General features: G+C 39.2%; 19 protein-coding genes. 2 read left to right on the top strand and 17 right to left on the bottom strand.

Going from position 1 to position 19,741, the window contains the following annotated elements; all coding sequences use genetic code 11:
• Positions 1–4: 4 nt before the first annotated feature.
• The 17 genes from HMPREF3103_RS02095 to HMPREF3103_RS02015 all read right to left on the bottom strand — a co-directional run bounded on the left by HMPREF3103_RS02095 (position 5) and on the right by HMPREF3103_RS02015 (position 16,685).
• Positions 5–1,126, bottom strand: a complete 1,122-nt coding sequence (locus HMPREF3103_RS02095) for a substrate-binding domain-containing protein (RefSeq protein ID WP_005605806.1) — start codon at positions 1,124–1,126, stop codon at positions 5–7.
• 89 nt (positions 1,127–1,215) lie between these two features.
• Positions 1,216–2,217, bottom strand: a complete 1,002-nt coding sequence (locus HMPREF3103_RS02090; RefSeq protein ID WP_070437044.1) for an ABC transporter permease — start codon at positions 2,215–2,217, stop codon at positions 1,216–1,218.
• A 1-nt stretch (position 2,218) separates the two neighbouring features.
• On the bottom strand, positions 2,219–3,208 hold the full coding sequence (locus tag HMPREF3103_RS02085; protein ID WP_070437043.1) for an ABC transporter permease: 990 nt from the start codon (positions 3,206–3,208) through the stop codon (positions 2,219–2,221).
• Positions 3,205–4,707 (bottom strand): sugar ABC transporter ATP-binding protein, encoded by a 1,503-nt coding sequence (locus HMPREF3103_RS02080; protein WP_070437042.1) that lies wholly within the window; start codon positions 4,705–4,707, stop codon positions 3,205–3,207. Before HMPREF3103_RS02080 ends, HMPREF3103_RS02085 begins: the two co-directional genes overlap by 4 nt.
• A gap of 174 nt (positions 4,708–4,881) precedes the next feature.
• Positions 4,882–5,184: a nucleotide pyrophosphohydrolase gene (locus HMPREF3103_RS02075; protein WP_005605812.1), complete on the bottom strand. Its 303-nt coding sequence runs from the start codon at positions 5,182–5,184 to the stop codon at positions 4,882–4,884.
• The gene (locus HMPREF3103_RS02070) at positions 5,174–6,928 is read right to left on the bottom strand and encodes a DUF2075 domain-containing protein (protein ID WP_070437041.1); all 1,755 of its coding nucleotides are present in this window, start codon (positions 6,926–6,928) and stop codon (positions 5,174–5,176) included. The genes HMPREF3103_RS02075 and HMPREF3103_RS02070 overlap by 11 nt, the downstream gene beginning before the upstream one ends.
• Before the next feature lie 110 nt (positions 6,929–7,038).
• Positions 7,039–7,335, bottom strand: coding sequence for a helix-turn-helix domain-containing protein (locus HMPREF3103_RS02065; RefSeq protein ID WP_083278697.1), 297 nt, complete (start codon positions 7,333–7,335; stop codon positions 7,039–7,041).
• Positions 7,277–7,537, bottom strand: a complete 261-nt coding sequence (locus HMPREF3103_RS02060) for a hypothetical protein (RefSeq protein ID WP_039848815.1) — start codon at positions 7,535–7,537, stop codon at positions 7,277–7,279. Before HMPREF3103_RS02060 ends, HMPREF3103_RS02065 begins: the two co-directional genes overlap by 59 nt.
• Before the next feature lie 149 nt (positions 7,538–7,686).
• Complete coding sequence (gene dcm / locus HMPREF3103_RS02055) at positions 7,687–9,021, bottom strand: DNA (cytosine-5-)-methyltransferase (RefSeq protein ID WP_070437040.1); 1,335 nt, start codon at positions 9,019–9,021, stop codon at positions 7,687–7,689.
• A 74-nt stretch (positions 9,022–9,095) separates the two neighbouring features.
• The gene (locus HMPREF3103_RS02050) at positions 9,096–10,586 is read right to left on the bottom strand and encodes a Sau3AI family type II restriction endonuclease (RefSeq protein ID WP_070437039.1); all 1,491 of its coding nucleotides are present in this window, start codon (positions 10,584–10,586) and stop codon (positions 9,096–9,098) included.
• A gap of 114 nt (positions 10,587–10,700) precedes the next feature.
• A complete protein-coding gene (ucpA, locus tag HMPREF3103_RS02045) occupies positions 10,701–11,498 on the bottom strand; it encodes an SDR family oxidoreductase UcpA (RefSeq protein ID WP_070437038.1) in 798 nt (265 codons plus the stop codon).
• A 200-nt stretch (positions 11,499–11,698) separates the two neighbouring features.
• The gene (locus HMPREF3103_RS02040) at positions 11,699–12,547 is read right to left on the bottom strand and encodes an amino acid ABC transporter substrate-binding protein (RefSeq protein WP_070437037.1); all 849 of its coding nucleotides are present in this window, start codon (positions 12,545–12,547) and stop codon (positions 11,699–11,701) included.
• A 9-nt stretch (positions 12,548–12,556) separates the two neighbouring features.
• Entirely contained in the window at positions 12,557–13,186 is a 630-nt protein-coding gene (locus HMPREF3103_RS02035) for an amino acid ABC transporter ATP-binding protein (RefSeq protein ID WP_070437036.1), read from the bottom strand.
• 12 nt (positions 13,187–13,198) lie between these two features.
• The gene (locus tag HMPREF3103_RS02030; protein ID WP_039848818.1) at positions 13,199–13,840 is read right to left on the bottom strand and encodes an amino acid ABC transporter permease; all 642 of its coding nucleotides are present in this window, start codon (positions 13,838–13,840) and stop codon (positions 13,199–13,201) included.
• 165 nt (positions 13,841–14,005) lie between these two features.
• A complete protein-coding gene (locus HMPREF3103_RS02025; RefSeq protein WP_070437035.1) occupies positions 14,006–14,506 on the bottom strand; it encodes a DUF4411 family protein in 501 nt (166 codons plus the stop codon).
• Between the two features lie 6 nt (positions 14,507–14,512).
• A complete protein-coding gene (locus HMPREF3103_RS02020; protein ID WP_070437034.1) occupies positions 14,513–15,607 on the bottom strand; it encodes an ImmA/IrrE family metallo-endopeptidase in 1,095 nt (364 codons plus the stop codon).
• A 124-nt stretch (positions 15,608–15,731) separates the two neighbouring features.
• On the bottom strand, positions 15,732–16,685 hold the full coding sequence (locus HMPREF3103_RS02015) for a DMT family transporter (protein WP_070437033.1): 954 nt from the start codon (positions 16,683–16,685) through the stop codon (positions 15,732–15,734).
• 142 nt (positions 16,686–16,827) lie between these two features.
• On the opposite strand from HMPREF3103_RS02015, the gene HMPREF3103_RS02010 reads away from it, so the two are divergent.
• Both HMPREF3103_RS02010 and HMPREF3103_RS02005 read left to right on the top strand, forming a co-directional pair.
• Positions 16,828–17,853: a hypothetical protein gene (locus tag HMPREF3103_RS02010; protein WP_070437032.1), complete on the top strand. Its 1,026-nt coding sequence runs from the start codon at positions 16,828–16,830 to the stop codon at positions 17,851–17,853.
• A 158-nt stretch (positions 17,854–18,011) separates the two neighbouring features.
• A complete protein-coding gene (locus tag HMPREF3103_RS02005) occupies positions 18,012–19,679 on the top strand; it encodes an N-acetylmuramoyl-L-alanine amidase (protein WP_083278696.1) in 1,668 nt (555 codons plus the stop codon).
• Positions 19,680–19,741: the final 62 nt, after the last annotated feature.

Below are 19,741 nucleotides of genomic sequence, written 5' to 3'. Positions count from 1 at the left end.
CCTCCTAGAAATCGTATTTATCCATATTTTCCTTCGTGAAGATTGTTCTTTCTGGTAATAATACAACCCCACTATCTGGTGAATCTTTATAGTTTGGATCTAAAATAGAGTTATTTTGAACTTCAACTTCTCCAATTCCAGGGACATTAATCTTATCGCCAACTTTTGCTTGGTTGCCTGAAGCTAAGTAGTTTGCAAGATACACAGCAAGAGCACCTTGCACTTTTACATCCCATAGACCCCATTCTTCGATGATGTCATCTTTAGCATATTTCTTAATAGAGTTTGGAGTTGAGAATCCAGTTACAGTAATATCCTTCTTCGTAAGTTTTGCGTTTTGAACCGCTTGTAATTGTCCTGGTAAAGCTGTTGAGTCATTACAAATGATTAAATCAATATCTTTATGTGCAGATAAGATTGATTGACCTACGTTTAAAGCTTGTTGAGCATCTTGGTTACTGTAGTAATTTGATTCATTCACATTTTCCCAGTTTGGATAGTTTTTCTTAATATATTCTTCACCCACTTTTTGCCAAGAGTTTTGGTCTTGTACGGTTGAAGAAGAATAGTGCCATGCATATTTAATTTTGTCTTTCTTAGGATCCTTTCCACGTTTTTCTAATGCATCCACACTCATTTTCACTAACATTTCTCCTAATTGAGTCGGAGTTCCTTGAGATACCATTAAACTACGTGCATCTGGAGAAACGTCTGAGTCCCAAGTAACGACTTTCAACCCTGCTTTTTGAGCTTGTTTTAGGGCATTATCTAGTCCTGTTGGGTCTACAGAAGAAACTGCAATAGAGCCTGCTCCTGTTTGAACCGCGTTGTTGATAATGGTTACTTGGTTGGCTACTGAAGCTACAGGATTACCGTTATAATCCACTGTAAAGCCTTCTTTTTTAGCCATTTCTTGAGCGCCTAAGTTTCCAGATTCAAAGAAAGAATTCCCTGTTACTTTAGGGATGAAGACTACTTTCCCACCATTGTTTGCAGTTTGAGTTGTTGCGTTTGAATTTGAATTTGAAGTTGAACTTGAATTTTGACTACTGTTTCCACAAGCGCCTAAAAAGAAAGCCGTTGCTCCAACTAGGACACCATACGTTAAAAATTTTCTAAATTTCATGTTAATTCTCCTTTATTTGAACTCATTCTTTTGACAACTTTGCAACTGGGGAATCTCACACTATGAACTATTCATCGCTTCTTTCCTCCTTATTTCTTTTTCATTATTTTTTGGAACACTTTTGAATGAATCATAAAGTTGATAATGAGTGATAGAATCAATAGAATTCCAACTGGAATATCTTGATATTGCGCATTAACTCCAATAAGTGTTAAACCAAATTTCATAAAACCAATAATTAAGGCTGCTAACCCCGTTCCAATCACGTTTCCTTTACCACCGTAGATAGAAGTTCCCCCTAATACCACCGCAGTAATAATCGGCAAGGTCAAATCAGCTCCAAAGTCCGGCTTTGCTGTACCAAGATAAGACGTTAGTAGAATTCCTGAAATCGAAGCGGCAATCCCAGATAAGACGTAGGTACTCATTACAACTCTAGCAGTCTTAATTCCAGAGTATTCCGCGGTATTTCGGTTCACCCCAATGAGGAAGATTTTTCTTCCGTATTTTGTAAGGTGTAAAAGGATAAACGAAAGGATCAATAAGACTGCGAAGATTATGACCTGATTTGGAATCCCAGCGATATTTCCTGCAGCAATCTCCTGAAATTCAGGTGGAAAATTAGTAATCCCTTGGTAAGCTACTACTCCAGCAAGCGCGGGAACCACCAAGGACAAGCCCGAATAAAGGAAGGATCCACCCAGTGTAATGACCATCGGCTGAACTTTTGCATAAGCAATTAACATTCCACTAATCAGTCCACAAAGCGCTCCTACAAGAAGCCCAAGCAGTACTGCTAACCAGATATTAAGCCCCATCTTCTGCCAGAGAACCCCTACACAAATCGAAGTCAATCCCATAATGGATCCGGCTTGAATATCCATTCCCCCAGTGATAATGACGTAAGTAACCAATAGAGAAACGATACAAACTGGAATAAAATTATTAATCGAATTCATTAAAATGAATGGATTTAAGAAGCGTGGATTCAAACTTCCGAAAATGACAAACTCTAAAATTAGTAGTAGAACTAAGAAATACTCCCAGCGCCATTTTAGAGAACTGAATATTGATTTTTTGCTCTTTTCCATCTTATTCCCCTCCTTGCTCTACTCTTACGCGGAGTCGTTCTTTTCGAATATTTTCTTGCGTTCTTTGGTTGGAAATAGCTCCAATCACTACAATCGCAATTAAGATTCCTCCGGTAATCGTATTGTTGAACGTTGAAGGGAAGTTTAGGAAAACTAGGATACTACTAATCGATGTCATTAGAATAGATCCAATAATAGCTCCAAACGTAGAACCTTGGCCTCCTTCAAGAGCAATACCTCCAATCACACATGCGGCAATTGCAGTCATTTCATAACCCGTTCCATCTGTTGGCGTCACAAATCCAATACGGCTCGCATATAAGACACCGCCGATAGCTGCAAAGCTTCCACAGATGATATAGCTGAGGAACTTAATTCTCTCAACTGGAATCCCAATGAGTCTTGCGCCATCAATATTGTCTCCTACTGCTTTAAAGCTCTTACCCAGCATCGTTTTCTTCGTAAAGAAGTAGAGTAAAATCGCAATTACTAAAGCGCTTGCAAACACGTATCCAAAAGTTCCGCCAATGGTTTCTTGAGAGATATTCAAAAATTCATTTGGAAAATCTTGTAACCATTGTCCATTTGTATAGATATATTGGAACCCACGAATAATCCCCATCATTCCAAGCGTCATGATAATGGAAGGAATTTTAAAGAGCACAATTCCCAGAGCATTAATAATGCCTATCGCCATTCCAACGACTATCGCTACTATAAACACTGAGAAGATAGAAGCTCCCCCGTTTAACATCTTTCCCGTAATGGCTGCTGTTAACCCAACAATTGCTCCAATGGAGACATCAATCTCACCGGTGAAAAGAACAAAACACATTCCTAGCGCCACCATCGCATAGACAGCACTGTTATTGACAATCTGGAAAATATTCTCAAGTGCCAAGAACTGTGGATTGAATAATCCTACGACTACAAATAGTCCAATGATAAAAATGATTGAGACGATTTCTCGCTGTTTGAGTAAATTCTTCATGAGACTTTCTCTCCTTTTACAACACCGAATGAGGCACTCATCAGATTTTCTTGGGTGATTTCTTCACCGACAAACTCTGCATTAATTCTGCCATGATACATCGTTACTGCTCGATCAGATAATTGAACAATTTCTTCCATATCCGAAGAAATCATTAATATCGCAAGCCCTCTTTCTTTGAGCTCTTGAATGATTTTATACACATCTCCTCTGGCTCCTGCGTCAATTCCTCGTGTCGGTTCATCTAATATTAATAGCTTTGGCATGGAGGCAATGGCTTTGGCAATCACCACTTTTTGCTGATTCCCACCCGATAAGCTACCAATCTCATCACTAACATCCATCGATTTAATCTTGAAGGAGCGTTTAAAGTATTCGTACATTTCTTTCTCACGTTTTCGATTTACGAAATACTTTCCAATCGACTGAAGAGAAGCGCCCGTGATATTCATCCCAAGATCACTAATCTTAAAAATTCCGTGTTTGAATCGATCTTCAGGTACATAATTAAGACCGAGATGAATCACCTCACTTGTAGATTTCCCCGTGATATCGATTTTTCCAAGAAGGACCTTTCCACTATGCACTTCGTCTTTCCCGAAAATCGTCTCAGCGAGTTCTGTACGACCTGCACCGACAACACCCGCCAACCCGAGAATTTCCCCAGGGAATACTTTTAGAGATACACCTTTAAAGCCATTTCCCGAATAGTCCTCCACCGATAAAATCGGTTCGACTGTTCGATCAATGACTCTCCCATTGTCATGATTTCTAAGATCTTCCATATTCGTTCCATCCGGTAACAACGCTTGAATCAACATATCGTTGGTAAAGTCCTGTGTCTTTCCAGATAAGCTAATCTTCCCATCGCGCATAATAATAATGTCAGTAGCAATCTTAAAGACTTCTGTAAGACGGTGCGTAATATAGAGAATCCCAACGCCTTCTGACTTTAGCTTCTCGATGAGTTCGAATAACGTTTCGGTTTCATTAAAGGTTAACGAGCTGGTTGGCTCATCCAAAATTAAAACTTTTGGATTACGAATCAAGCCTTTTAGGATTTCAACCAATTGTTGTTCAGCAATGGTTAAGGTATCTGCCCTGCGCTCTAGATTAATACTCCATTTTAGCTTTTCAATGAGTTTGAGGAGTTTTGCCTTTTGTTCGCTTGCATCCCCTGGCAATCCAATTAGAATATTCTCTAAAACAGACATATTCTTAAAGAGCATCGGTTCTTGCGGTACCAAATAAATCCCACTACTTAAAGCGACTGCAGGTGTTAAGTTCTTATGAGAAACCTGATTAACAATAATCTCTCCTTGGTCGGATTTGTAAATGCCCATAATAATCTTCATGAGCGTACTCTTACCCGCACCGTTCCCCCCAATAATGGCGGAGACTTCTCCAGGAGAAAGACTAATGTTAATGCCCTTTAATACATGGTTATCGCCGAACGATTTACAGATGTTTTTACATTCAAGCAACTTCACATTTTCCACGACAACATTTCCTCCTTTACAAATGTTACGTACCTAAACTTTTGTTTCGAGTTCATTGTACTCATTTTTTAAAGCGCTGTCAATGATGTAAATTTGATAATTCTATGAATAAAAACGAACGAAAAAAAGAAATCCCGCTAAAACTAGCGGGATTTCTTTTTGCATATTAATTAACTATACAGGATATTTCTTCAGATTTTTCACCAATTTCTTTGCAATGATTTCATCAATATCCATGTCTAATTTTTCAGCTAAAGTATAACAATAGATAAGAACATCTGCTAATTCTTCCTCAATGTCCTCACGTTTTTTCTCCACAGCAGATTCTGGATCAGTCCATTGGAAGATTTCTAACAATTCAGCAGCTTCAATGGATACTGAAAGAGCCAAATCTTTTGCGTTATGGAATTGTCTCCACTGGTGATCATCATGAAACTGATTAATTAATTTCATGCTAGGATTATTTTCATTTGCCATTTATCTTTTCTCCTTGTCTACGCATTAATTCTTCTTGAAGAGCTGGGTCAACGGCATAAATATAAAGCCCCTTTACTCCCCGAGTTAATAGTACATTCAGTTCATTTTTTAATAGTCGTTCCCCAAATTTCTCTTTTCTTCCATCAGACAACGTTCTATTTCTGACCGCTTTTTCGTTTTTACTATTTTCAGGAACGAACTGGATTTTTCCATCTCTAAAAACGACTGATGGTCCAATAATCACCCCAACATAGTTTAAGTCAAAACCTTGAATTGTAAAAGTCGAACCTACTTCTGCGATTGTTTGAGGTTGTTCCGCCCATGCCAATGATTTATAATTGATGGATTTCTTTTTAACTTTAGGTAATTGTAAGTTCCATGGCATTTTCCAATCTCCAATAGAAACATCCCAATAACCATCCTCTTTTTTGTTACCACTATATTCCCAGTCAAACGTAGCTACTATTCTAGACAGACCGATATTTTCATTATCATTCTTTTCAACAATTGCTTTTTCTAGTTCTTTAGGAGTTTCAAAAATACGTAAATCATACCCTAACTCATCGTGAGGAATTGGTCCTACTTCTTGTAAGTCAATGATATTTCGAATCCACTTCACTGTCTCTTTGCTTGAATGAATTCGCATTTGATTCTTCAACTCAATATAATTATTTTCGTTTTGACACATTCCCTTATATTTATCTAAGAGTTCGTCTTCCCAAATTTGTTCAGTTGAAAGTATTTGATTTTCATCAAAAACAATCACAACTACTTTTGCTTTCTCTAGGAGATCATCTAATTGATTTTTCCCTCTATAAGACTGCTTCCCTTGTGTCCATAATAAGTGAGCCTCATCTACGATAACAACATCAACAGGATTTTCTGAGGAATGATTATTAATAAAACTAGTTGGTTTCTGAACATACTGCTCTTTGATACCTAGTTTTTTTGCGATTTCTTTGTAAACGGTCAACTGTTGTTCATGATTGACTAATAGATATGTTGAAATTCCACTAAAAATAGATTCACCCTGCTCTTTTTCGCTTTCCTGGAATAACTCATAAAATAAATTACTCATTAGAACTGTCTTTCCAGAACCCGCCTCACCATTCACCATAATTAATTGGTGCGGAGTATCTTTTCTAGTATTAGCTACGTTTTCAAAAATCTTGAGCATAATTCTATCTTTGGTTTGTAATTGTTCCTGAGTCAATTTATGGAATGGAGAAGCTTTAAAAACAGCTGCATCCTCTATCCGTCTACGTGTTGGAAAAATAATATTATTCTTTCGATGTAACTCTCCCCATATTTTTGAGAAAATTGGCTCCATCTGATCAGAGGTATAATACTCATTCTGCTCATTCGTACGACGATTATAAACTTCCTGGACTGCTTCTACGCTACTTAAGTAATGCATTAACTTGTTTTCAATATCAAGAGTTAAAGATTTATTGAATAATTCGTGCCCAATCACAAACATATTGGCATCATCTCTTCTTGATAATTTTTCCCAATCTTTGCGTTTCTTGCTCCCCTGTTTAAGATGTTGTTCTGTACGACGTCTGATATCTGTCGTTTCACCAATATAAACACAAAATTTTTCTTTTTCAGGATGATGAACAATATAAACTGTCGGATAGTTAAAAATTAGTTTTTCATGAGTTTCTTGAACACCTTCATAATGAGGTTCCATTTTATTCTCATACTTTAATTCGTAAATTACAGGATTTGCGATTCTTTCCACCCTCAAGGCTCCTTTTTTCGTAGTAAATTTATCATAATACGAATCAAAGGAGTTTTCAATTTGAACTTCTAACTTTTATCGTATTTATCACAATACAATCGATAAGAATCTTAAAATGTCTTTTCTTTGAGCTTAATCTCAATCTCATATCCATTTTGTCGAGCTAATTCCACAAGCGTCATAATAGTTGGATTATGATGCCCTGCTTCTAATCTTGCTAAATAGGCTCTCTTTACATCTAACTTCGCTGCAAATTCTTCCTGTGTCAATTGATGATTGACCCGTAACCGAATCGCTCTCAAAGCTACTTTCTGTAGAGAAACCTCTCTAAGTAAGTCTTCTTCGAAATTAGGGTAAATCGATGAGAACTTCATAAACTTGCGTGTTAAATAAGAAGTCACTACCATCCACCCCTTCTTTAGTCCTTGATACAGGTATTTTTAACCAGCGTTTTCCTTTATAATAGTATCCCCATTTTTCGAGCAATTCTGGCGTCACGCCTTCATCTTCTAAGATTTTATAGACTGCCGCTAATTTAATCATCTCGCTATATTCAAGCGTCTCTAAACGATCCACTTTCTCTTTATCAACCCTAAATTTCTTTCCCATACCTATTACCTCCCTATGACCTAAATGTAACATATAAGTTACGTAACTTATATGTTACATTTTGCTTTTTTCAAGTACTTTTTTGTCAAAAAAAGACTCACGAAGGACTTATATCATATTCCTTCGTAAGTCTAAATAATTGTTTGGGATTAAATCATTTTCGCCATTCCTATACCGATACGTTCCACAATGGAAGTAACGAGCGCATTCCCCATAAAGAAATAACGCATACGGTCGTTAACTTCAGTAACTGTTCCATCGGATAGTTTCTTGTATTTTGTCCAATCACAAGGGAAGCATTGTAATAATTCTGCTTCGTTTGGCGTTAATAATCGGAACTGATTACCTTCTTTCAAGAAGTGCGTTGAACGATTCACACTCCCCTCGCTTGTAAGCATTGTACGTCCTGGTAGTGAGAGATCATCTGTTTCACTCATCCCACCTTCAGAGAAGATATAAGTAAATCCTTCTTCTGTCGTACGCTCAATTTTCTTTGGTCCACGCAAGTATTGGAATTTCTTAATCTTATCTTCGTCTTGAATTACGTACTTTTGAATGTATTCTTGATAAGCTTCCTCACCATGCTCTTCGACATAATACTCTTTAGCCTTTTCGACTACTTCGCCTAAAGTCATTGCTTTTTCGAATACAGGTGTTGTATCGATGGTGTAATAAATTCCATCTTTCATCAAACCGGTGTTCCATACTTTCCCAGTAAAGTTATTAGAAATATCAACAATATACTCTTCAGAATGTGCATCTAGTTCACTAAGTTTATCTGTATAGATACGATTCTTATTCGCACTATTTTCTACTGGAAACTGTTTGGCAAAAAGACCTTTTTTATAAATATAGGCTTCAAATGATTCTGGTGATAAATCTTTAATGCCATGTTTTTTTGCAAAAGCTGAGTCGTTTTTATAAATAAAGAAGAACACGCGTCGACGTCTTTGAGGTGCACCATAATCTGCCGCGTTAATCACACGCCATTCAACGGTATAGCCTAATTGATTAAATGCTCCAAGCATAATCGCAAAATCCCGTCCACGTTGTTTAGACGGTGATTTCAATAGTCGGTCTACATTTTCAAGAATAAGATATTCTGGTTTAATATGATTCACCGCGCGAATAATCTCCCAGAAAAGAACTCCTTTTTTACCTTCGATACCCATTTCGTGCTTTTTACTGCGTGCTACTGAGTAATCTTGACATGGAAATCCGCCAACAATCATATTCACACCATTCGCTTTCATCTCATCGAAATACTCTGATGAAACTTGCATGATGTCTTCATTACTATGATTGATTTTCGGATAGTTGTATACTCCCACTTCAAACGCATCTTGCGCTTTTCGACTAGGTTCAAATTGGTTTGTATCAGTCACTTGGAAAAATTTTTTATTTAATTTTCTGTTTGCCTCATCAAGGCCAACGATAAATCCCCCAACGCCATCAAACATTGAGAATACTTTAAGTTTTGACATGATTACCTCTTTCATTTTCATTCAAAATTTCTATCTTACTATATCATGAATTCAATATTTGATTAACTGATTTGCTAATCCCACTTGCCTTGCAAAATTTCTTGTAAGAACTTCTTAGGCATCCAGAATGAATGCTTTGTAATTCTTCGCCCATCGGGTAGTGGATTCGTATCTGAGAGTTTTCCTTTTCCGACAAAGACGTCTTTTTCAATCTCGTAATAAGAGTTTGAAGCATGAATTTTTGTAAATAAAAATTGATTCACTTGGCTCTGAGGGAAATTCGTCGATACTCCCTTATCTGACTGTGTTAACTGTACCCCTTCATTAATAATGGCACGTGTTTCATTCCATACACGTTGTGCTTCATATATTAAACGCTCAGGGAATCCCCAGAACTTCACTTGATTTAATACGTACTCACCTGGAGCTTCTTCCTTAAATACGACAAACATATAACGTTTATCACAAATTTCTTGGAAAACATGAGACTCTTCCCAATTATCATTTTGTGCTAACTCGATAAAATCATAAACCTTAAATGGAGAATCTTCTTTAGGGAGGTCATCCTGATTCACCCGAATGACTCTAAGATTCATATTCGCTTTCTGAAACTCTTGAGTATTTTCTAAGTCACCAGTAATGCCAATCATTTTTCTGATTAACAAACTATTTTTAGATTTCGAACGAACAGGAACATCAAAAGCATCATATAAGTCTTCTGCTTTCCAACCCTTATACTTCAAAATCTTTTCTTCAATAAGTTGAGTAAAAGTTTTCTTTGTACCTTTTGCAGTAGCTAATACACTCTCCTGTTCATGACTAGCAAAGATTTTATGATTAATCAAATACGTCATGTAACTAGACTTTAATTCCCAAGCACGTTGTTTTGCCATCACCTCACTAAAGGGTTGTTCTCTCCAGTCTTTCCCTTTACCGGCTCCTTTGGTACAAGTTGATAAATAGTTGCCATCGGATTCAGACAATTCGTGTGCTCGGCCATCTTTAATTTTTTGAGTAATACGAGCATAATCATCTAGAATAACATTCATATCTTCTTCGAACCATTCAAAAAGGAAAACTTTTTCAATCATATAATCATAAAGTGTTTGTTCAGGAATTAAGCCATTATAAAATAATAAAAGTATTTTTGAACATTTTCGCCATAGATGTGATTGGTAGAAGTCGTCAAGATTCTCTTCAAGGTAATTAATAATCGTTAAAACTAATCTTTCTTTTGCAGAAATAGTTCCATTCTTATTAACTTTAAAAGGAGTTACCTTGAGTTCTACTCCGATTTCTTCAAAATCAGCCGCATCATTACTATTCGGTTGGTAGCCATAATAATAACGTTCTATATAATTCCCATACTGTCCTTTTGAAGACGGCTTAATTTCTTTTTTCTCATACACATTGGCTTCTTGCTTTTGATAATCCTCGTATGTCTTATATTCCGCCTCATCATATTCTTTTATAATATCTGCGAACTTTCGATTAAGGATTTTTTCAGAATACTGAAGCACTTCTTCTAATTTTGTATTGTCATAATTAAACAGTTCTTGTCCCATATACTTATCTCCCTTATTGTAGCTTTATTGTACATGAAATCTACATTAACATAAATAAAAAAATAACCACCAGATAAAACTGGTGATTATTTTTCTTTCAAAATTTATTCTCCCCTAATTCGTCCCCATGCTCATGGTTTCGGGTAAGGTGCTACCGCCGTCGATGACGATTTGGCTTCCTGTGAGGTAGCTGGCTTCGTCGCTTCCAAGGAAGGCGAAGAGTTCGCCGACTTCGAGTGGGTCTGCCAAGCGTTTCATTGGCACGCCTACTGCGATGTCTTGGATGGCACTTTCTGGGTTGTCTGGGTTGGATTCGGTGGCCATCTTTTCAACCATTGGTGTACGCGCATATCCCAGTTGTGAGCAGTTCACGCGGATATGGCGGTCTGCGTATTCGATGGCCAAGCATTTTGTCAATCCCACGAGCGCTGCTTTTGTCATGGCATAGGCTGCTTCTCCGGCATCGGCTACGATATCCCCTGTCACGGATGAAGCAATAACGATGCTACCTCCACCTTGCTCCAGCATATAAGGGATGACGGCCTGACACGTATTCCATACGCCCTTGATATTCACATCGATATGGAAGTCGCGCATTTCATCGCTCATTTCTTCAAATGGAGCCAAGCGACAAACCCCAGCGTTACAACAAGCCACGTTCACTTCCCCAAAGGCGTCTTTTGCCTTCTTGGCTGCTTCTTTCATATGGTCTTTGTTGGAGACATCTCCGACATAAGTGAGGACTTCTGCGCCGTAGGTTTCTCGTAATTCCTTCGCTGTTTCTTCGACTTCTGGTAATAAGTCGACAAGACACATCTTAGAGCCGTATTTGGCATAGACCGTTGCGATTCCCTTTCCGAGTCCAACGGCTGCTCCAGTGATGAGGGCTACTTTCCCTTCTAATTTTTTCATGGTTTTCTCTCCCTTCTTTGAACTTTTCTACATCTTCAGTGTACCTTTTTGTGAGCTCTTTATCAATCTTATTTTTGGTTATTTGAACTTTTTAGAACCGTTATATCTTCAGTTTGTGAACTTTAGCGCATTTTATAAAACAAAAAAATCGCCTTCTGGAAGGCGTGCCTTCCGTCCAGCGATGGTTTTGTGTTATTTGGTTATTCTTGCCCTTTAACTTCAGGTGTTGCGACATCCTCGCCAAACCATTTCTGGCTGATTTGTTGGAAGATGCCCTCTTGATAGAGTTCCTTGAAGGCTTGGTTCAGCGCTTCGAGTAGCTTCTTATCGGCAGGTCTCACCCCTACCGCAAAGGACTCACTCTCGAATCCTGAAGGAATCGTGTCGTACTCGTCGGCAATGCCTTCTGTTGTGAGGTAGTAATCCGCGTATACACGGTCGATGAGCAAGGCGTCGATACGGTCATTCTTCAAGTCGATAATGGCCTCGTTCACGCTTTGGTATTGGTCGGCGTCCCCGCCTTTGACGCGGTTCTTCAACACTTCTGGATGTTCTTCAAAATCCAACATCCCAGACGAGCCATTTTGTGCGCCAAGGACTTTCCCTGTCATATCTTCTACCGAGTGAATGCCACTCGTTTTCTTCACGACTAAGATTTGCGTATTTTGCATATAGGGAATCGTAAAGGCGACTTTCTCGCGGCGTTCGTCTGTGGCCGAATACCCATTCCAGATGGCGTCAATCGTACCGTTTTGGAGTTCCGTTTCCTTCATATCCCAGTCAATCGGTTGGAAGTGAACCGTGATACCGAGTTTCTTCGACACGTACTGCGCGAGTTCGATATCAAAGCCGGCATAGTTGCCATTCTTTTCCTCGAAGCCCATCGGTACAAAGGTATTATCGAAGCCGACCGTGATGCTCTTTTGTTGTCGGTATTTATCCCAGTTATCGACTTTTGGATTGCTTGCCAGTTGCGTACAGCCCGCAAGGCTCATGACCGCCACCCCTACAAGCGCCAAAAGCCCTAGGATTCCTTTTTGTTTCTTCATAGCGGCCTCCTATTTCGGTTCGAACGTCAATAATTCGTCCGCGATATTTTCGGCAAAGGTTAAATCGTGGGTCACAACGATTTGCGTCATTCCGAGTTCTTTGTTTTGGAGGATTAACTTCTCTACTTCTAGGCGAAGGGCTGGATCGAGTGCTGATGTTGGTTCGTCATAGCCGATGATTTCAGGATCAATCATCATTGCGCGAGCCAAGGCTACCCGTTGCTTTTGCCCGCCTGAGAGTGAATACGGGAATGCGTCCTCGTGTCCAGGTAGGCCGAGACGTTCTAAGAGTGCGCGTGCCTTCGCGTTGGCTTCTTCTTGAGGCACCCCGTTCATTTTCACCGGTGAAATCGTTAAGTTTTCTAATACCGATAAATGTGGGAATAATTGGAAGTCTTGGAAGACGAATCCAAGCAGTTGGCGCTTTGTAAGTTCATCAAGTGCGAGCGGTTCGCCGTTATAGAACACTTCTCCAGAGTCGATGGTTTCTAGTCCTGCTAACATACGAAGTAAAGTCGTTTTCCCGCCTCCTGAAGGTCCGACGATGGCCAAGATTTTTCCTTCGTGAATGGTTAAGTTGAAATCGGACAAGATTTGTTTATCGCCGAATCGTTTACTAATATTGCGTAATTCTAACATCTGCTTGTCCTCCTATTTATAATAACTAAATTTCTTTTCAATGCGTTTGGCCACAAGCGTCACAACCCCGATAACAATCAGATAAATCGCCCCTGCTAGAAACATCGGAACAAGACTGGCATCGCGGTTAGCTGCGGTACGGCTCGCCAGAATCAGGTCTGAGATTCCAAGCGCGTAAACAAGGGACGTATCTTTGACAAGGCTCATGATTTCATTGAAGACACTTGGCAAGACAATCTTCGTCACCTGAGGAAGAACAATATAGCGAATCGTCGCTCCTGGAGTGAATTTCAACACCTTCGCCGCTTCATACTGCCCTTTTGGAATCGTATCAATCCCCCCGCGGAAAATCTCTGCAAAGTACGCCGCATAGTTGAGCGTGAAAGCAATGAGCGCTGCCGGGAGTCTGTCTAGACGAATGCCGACACTTGGCAAGACGTAATAAATAAAGATGAGTTGGAGTAACAGAGGAGTCCCGCGCATCACCCAGATGTAAATATGAATGAGCCAGTTGAGTGGCTTCCATTTGAGTTGCATCGCAAAGGCAATGAGAATGCCCAGCGGAATTGAGAAGATAAGCACGAGTGCGAACACTTCTAATGTCGTCACTGCTCCGTGTAATAAACTTGGTAAAATTTCGAGTGAATAAGACAAATTCAGGACCTCCATCTGTGGATTGATGGTACATAGTATAGCACAAACGATTTATTTGAAAAAGATGAAAGTTTCATGAGAACGGTCTCAGTTTTAAAGTTTTTTATCCTATTTTCTAAACAAAAAAAAGACCTGTCGAAATCGACAAGTCTTTGAATCTCACTATTAAATACTTAACTCAATTCGCTTGAAGAATTCCAAGCGGTCAATACACTCTACACCAATATCCTTTGCGACATCAGGAATTTTTGCACTTCTTACCGGTCCACCCTTATATAGATTCACGTTCTTTGTTTCTTCAGTTACCAGAATATATTTTTCTTCTTTAGCAATGGCCAGTAACCATGCATCTGCTACCGTTTCTTTAGACCATCCATTTTGTGAATCTAATGCTTCACTTGTATAAACTGGATTATTGCGTACGTTATTCAAAACTTCAGCCCACTGGATCCAGTATTTTCGATGATCAATTGGATTCAAACCACATGTCTCTGTCATATAAGTGTTTAACCAAGCACTATTTTTAGTCTCCTCCATCACAACTCTTGGGACAACGACTTCCTGCTGAAAAGTTTGAACTAATTTCTCCCAAAATGTTGGAAAGTTCCGTTGCGGATAATACCGTTCATAAAATGCAATATAAATATTCGTGTCTAGTAGATACATACCCTATTATCTCTCCCTTAATATTTGATAACCTTTATATCCTACTCCTAATAAACGAAAAGCTTCTGTATACGTAATGCGATCGGATTGAATCGCATTCTCAATATACTGGAAGAAATTTCTATCGATGCGATAACGCGTATTGTATTTATAATCTCCACCTTTACTCTTTGGTTTCGTTTGATTCTTCCACTCATTTTCCCATTCACGCACGTGCATTTGATAGTCTGATTTGGATAAAAATCCTAAGTCCAACAATCGTCTTGCAATCACAAAGCGACTGACTTTAAAAAATAATGCTAATGCGTCAATTGAAGGATGTTCGTCATATCTCATCTTCAATAGGTCGGCAGGCACAAGTACTTCTGCTGTTACCTTATTGACAAAGGCCTCTACTTCATCATACTCCGATTCAAGGGGCGTTTGACCAAGGATTTCCTCTTCTCCTAACAGTAGATGTACAAATTCATGGACTAGCGTAAAGATCTGCGCATTTTTTGTATCTGCTTGATTAATAAAAATAATTGGCGCTTCCTTATCCGACAATACGAAGCCACGGAACTCTTTTGGGTCTAGTAATCTATGGGTATTGTCTTGAAATTTCCCATTCGTAAAAACAAAGACACCTACACGACTGATTCTTCCACGCAAGAACTTAAACACTTCTTCTTTTTTGACTTTTTCGAAATAGTTTTTGCTTAAGTCCAATATCTCCATCACAGCTTGGGCTACAACCATCGCATTATCATCCATCGAAAATCTTCCAATGAAATCAAGTTCCGGTAAACGTTCTTCTTTTAGAAATGCTTGCTTTGACTTCATCTCTTCAATCGTGTCTCTTAATTCCCTAGAAGGTTCTCCAATAAATTCTGAGTTTACCGTTCTAAAAGGAATCTCAATTTTCTTCTCAGGGATGACTTCATCACTAAGTAACACTCCTAAAGGAATCCGAAAATGTTTCGCCATCTCTGATAATTGGTTAAAGGAAGGTGTTCTCTCTCCCGTTAAAAACTGACCGAATCGTTTACTGACTTTTTGTTCCATAAATTCTTTCGATAATCCCGATTTCTCGAAATAATAATTTAACACTGCCGTATTCATTCGCTCACTTCCTTTCCTAGTTTCAATTATTATACCAGAAATAACTTCGAAATCATCATGATTAGAAAAAATTTTTATTCAAAAACCGCAACTGGATTCGCTCCAATTGCGGTTTGATTCTTTCTTATTCAATAATGCCTTGTTCCACTTTCCGGCGTTCTTTGAGAAGGTCACGTACTGAAATCAAGACCACCGCTCCTAGTATCATCGCCATTCCGACAAAATCGATGGCATAAAAATGCTCGTTCATAATGAGAAAAGCAAAGAAGACGGCAGAAATAGGTTCAACCGCAGCAATCAAACTACTTTTCACCGGACCGATGTAACTCGTCCCTTTTAGGAACATCGTATAAGAAATGACCGTTCCGATAAGGATAATTCCCGTTAATGCAGCCAGAATATCAACACTATATTCTAGTTGAAGGGTCGTGAGTCCACTCATTGGGAAAAGAATGACTCCTGCAATCACCATTCCTACGCCAATCACCGTTAGACTTCCATACGTTTGGATGAGTTTAATCGGAAGCATAATATAGATGGCATAGGTGAACGCACTGAAGATACCCCAGAATAGCCCTAGTGGTGTGACGCTAAGTTGATTCCACTGACCATGTGTCGCAATTAAGAAGGTTCCCGCCATCGCAAGAACAATTGAGGTCACTTCAGACGCAGTCGGTGCCGTACGATTTTTCAAGCAGATGTACACGAGAATAATGACCGGACAGAGATATTGCAAGACCGTTGCCGTTCCAGCATTACTCAAGGCGATTGCTTGTAAATACGAAAATTGATTTAAGAATAATCCTACAAAGGCAAAAATAACAATTTTGACGTAATTGCTCTTCTCCTTAAAAAACGCGCTTAGCTGCTCTCGGTTGAAGAGATAACTCATAAGAAGCAGTAGCGTCCCAGAGATAATCAGTCGTAAATCCGTCAAGGCAAGTACACCCATCCCGTGCGCCATCAAGTACTGACCACTCGCTCCACTCATCCCCCAGGCAATCCCCGCAAAGAGCGTCATTAAGGTTCCTTTTAGAATTTTTTGTTTTGGTTGTTTTGTAATGTCTCTATTTTTCATAAATCCGATTATAGCATAAAAAAGAACGATTATTGCTGAAGGAAAAAGTAAATTTTTCGTGAATTTTGTTAATATAGTTTGAACTTCAAAAGAATTTTTGGTATAGTAAGAACGTTCATTTTTGAAAAACAGGGAGGAAAATATGAATAAAATTACAAAACTTACTTTTATGACTGCAGCAATGTTTCTTTTATCTGCTCAAGCGGTCTACGCAGAAAATGCACCTGCTGAAACGACAGAAGCCACAACGGTAGCTCCTGTAGAAAACGACGCAGACAACCACGAGAATGAAGTCGTGGAAGAATATCAACCAAAAGAAGAGCCTTTTACTGGTTTTACTTCTAGAGATGGCGTGACGTATTATCACGTGAATAATGTTCCAATTACTTCTCAATGGAGAAAAATTAACGAAAAATGGTACTATTTCAACGAAGAAGGCATCATGCAAAAAAGTGCAATCGTTGACGGTTACCTTCTCCAAGATACAGGAGAAATGGCACAAAAAGAGACTGTTAAAATTGGAGAAAATACTTTTTACGCAGACGAAAATGGAAGAATTGTTTATAACTCATTAGTGGAAACCGTTAATGAAGGGGAATTCCTGTACTTTAATGCTAAAGGACATTTAGAACCAAATCCTCAAGCCTATGGATACCTTGTTGGGGATAACGGCATCATCCGTAAAAATGCCTGGGTTGAAAAGGATGGCAAATGGTATTACGCCGATCATAACGGAAAAATGGTTCGTAACACTTGGCAAGGGGCCTACTATCTTAAAGAGAATGGAGAAATGGCTAAGAACGAATGGATTTACGACAAGAACTACTCTAGCTGGTACTATTTAGCAGAAAATGGTCATTACGTTAGTGATAAATGGGAAAAAGTTAATGGCTTGTGGTATCATTTCCGTCGTGGCGGAGAACTAGATACAAATCAATGGGTCGGTTCTTACTACGTCAAAGGTAGCGGGTCAATGGCTGTAAACGAATGGGTATACGACAAGAACTATTCTAGCTGGTACTACTTTGATGGCAATGGCTTCTACATCACTGATAAGTGGGAAAAAATCAATGGCAAATGGTATCACTTCCGTCGTGGTGGAGAATTAGATACAAACAAATGGATTGACTCTTACTATGTTACTGCAGATGGCTCAATGAGAGAATAATCATCCAGTTTCAAACCAACTACTCCGGTAGTTGGTTTTTTGTTTATTCTTTCAACTAAATCTACTTTTGAACTTTGTATGAACAAAGTGTTAAAACATTGAACCCCTTCCCCCTTTTTGATACACTGATGACGTAAAAAAAGATTCAGGAGGAACCTATGAAAAAAGCAACAAAACTCACTTTTTTAACAGCTGCTCTTTCTCTCTTTCTTCCTCAGTTCGTGTTAGCAGAAACCGTCACAGATACAACGACGACTCTTCCAACAACGAGTGAAGAAACAACGCAGCTTCCAACAACTCAGCAAGAAGAAACGACGACGGAGAAGACTACGGAGGCTCCCGTCTCCCTTCCAACCGATGCTAAAAATGATATCTATTATTACAAGCCAGGGGAACGTCCACCTTATACGGGTATTTTGAGAGCTGATGGCAACATTTACTATCATGAGAAGGATAAACCAGTTACTTCCACTTGGAAATGGGCAGAAAATCGTTACTTCTACTTTGGCGAGGATGGAAAAATGGTCAGAAACGGCCTCACACCAGACGGGTATTTGGTAGATAATGAAGGAATGCTCGTCTCACCAGGCTGGAGCTACCAAGGTGGAAAATGGTACTACGCTCTTTCAGGGGGAAAAGTTTTCCGTGGAGATTGGAAGAAAATTGATGGCGTTTGGTACGCATTCCACGATAATGGTGTGATGTACTCTCACGAATGGAGTGGCAGCTATTTCTTAAAAGATAGCGGTGCGATGGCCGATAACGAATGGGTTTTCGACAGAAACTACAATAGCTGGTTCTACATTAAGCCAGGTGGTGTTTACGCAAGCCGTCAATGGAAAGGCGACTACTACTTGAAGTCTGGCGGCTATATGGCTAAGAGCGAATTCATTTACGATCCAAATTACAAAGCGACGTACTATTTAAAAGAAGACGGCTCTTATGCGCGTAGTCAATGGCTTTTAATTCAAAACAAATGGTATCATTTCCAAAAAGCTGGTGAAATGGACAAAAATAAATGGGTTGGCGCTTACTATGTAAAAGAAGACGGTTCAATGGCCGAGAAAGAATGGATTTACGACGGCTCTTATGGTGGATGGTTCTACTTACAAGAAGGCGGTTCTTATGTGCGTAACCTCTTCACTATCGATGGTAAAAAGCATGTTTTCCAATCTGATGGTCTTTGGGTCGCTGAAGTTCCTGAAGCCGTGAATTACGGACAATACAAAAATGTTATCTTCCTTGACCCAGGGCACGGCGGGAAAGATCCTGGCGCAGTCTATAATGGGCTTCGCGAAAAAGATTTGAATATGCAAATTTATCGTAAACTACGTAGCGAATTAGAAAGACTTGGGTATACGGTTCTTACTTCTAGGGATAAAGATGAATTTGTCGACTTCGTAACAGAACGTTCTCAAATGGCGAATAAAACCGATGCGGACTTCTTCATTAGTATCCACTTCAACGCTTCTGGTGTTCGTGGACAAAGTCGCAGTGGTGTTGAAACTTATATTTATGAAGCCGATGAAGATCTTCCACCTCGTATTAATAAGGAAGCTCATGACAATCCCCTTCGTATGAGTGAAAGTAAACGTCTAGCTGAGAATCTACACGCTTCGATTATTGAAAAATCAGGGGCTAAAGACCGTGGCATTCGTGGTGCAAGTTTTGCCGTGCTTCGTGAAACTGCAAAACCCGCTGTGTTATTAGAACTTGGCTATATGGATGGCCCTGAAAGCAAGAAAATCAGTGATAGTGCTTATCAAGATAAGCTTGTTGCGGGAATTGTGAGTGGCATTCAAAACTTCTACAAAACTACTAAATAATGCATCAATTTCATCAAAAGTCTCATCCATGTGATATGTACCCAGAATCCTGGACACATTAT

The organism is Granulicatella sp. HMSC30F09 (genome assembly GCF_001806915.1).
GTDB classification, from domain to species: domain Bacteria; phylum Bacillota; class Bacilli; order Lactobacillales; family Aerococcaceae; genus Granulicatella; species Granulicatella adiacens.
The sequence above is the reverse complement of the archived record's forward strand: the minus strand, read 5'-3'. Positions and strand labels throughout refer to the sequence as shown.